This is a genomic window from Bacillus haikouensis, assembly GCF_013179555.1.
Taxonomy (GTDB): Bacteria; Bacillota; Bacilli; order Bacillales; family Bacillaceae_B; genus Rossellomorea; species Rossellomorea haikouensis_A.
The window spans coordinates 1-542 of the sequence record NZ_JABMCR010000630.1 but is presented as its reverse complement, the minus strand read 5'-3'; the positions used below and the strand labels follow the sequence as shown (position 1 = coordinate 542).

Sequence of the window (542 nt, the reverse complement as noted above, 5' to 3'; positions counted from 1 at the left end):
ACATAATTCTGGCTAATTGCAATCATTTAGCCCTAGGCGGTGACCGGGAATGAAGACAAATCAACATCCGTATGATCGATATTATGACTCATTGAAACCAGCGCTTTTCAGCAAGGTGGAGGAATTTGAAATCTTGGGATACGGTAAAGCGAATGTTGACAGGCTTTGGGCTTATTTGACGAAGAAGAAGTGGAAAAAGCCGGAGCAGGATGTGAAATTGTTTCAATTGGTGAGTGATGTGTTGACAGTCAAGCCCGGAGAATATATGAGCTTTGAGACCGTGGAAGCATACCGCTCCCCGAACTGGTTTGAAGATATAAACGAAGAGGAGCTAAATGAACTTCTGAGACCCGGAAAGAAAAGGTAAATAGTCTGAAATTTAATTGACACTCCGATTATTCTCATAGATAATGAGTATGGATTTGTCGAGATTTTACAAATAATTTTTTATCAAATGGTGAAAAACGGCAAGGAGGATTTATACATAATGGTAAAGCGAGGCCGAATAATCGCCTTCTTCTTACTTGTGCTATTACTGGCAG

Annotated in this window: 1 protein-coding gene; it reads left to right on the top strand. The window is 40.2% G+C overall.

Going from position 1 to position 542, the window contains the following annotated elements; genetic code table 11:
- Positions 1-49: 49 nt before the first annotated feature.
- Complete coding sequence (locus HP456_RS24770) at positions 50-367, top strand: post-transcriptional regulator (RefSeq protein ID WP_172255943.1); 318 nt, start codon at positions 50-52, stop codon at positions 365-367.
- Positions 368-542: the final 175 nt, after the last annotated feature.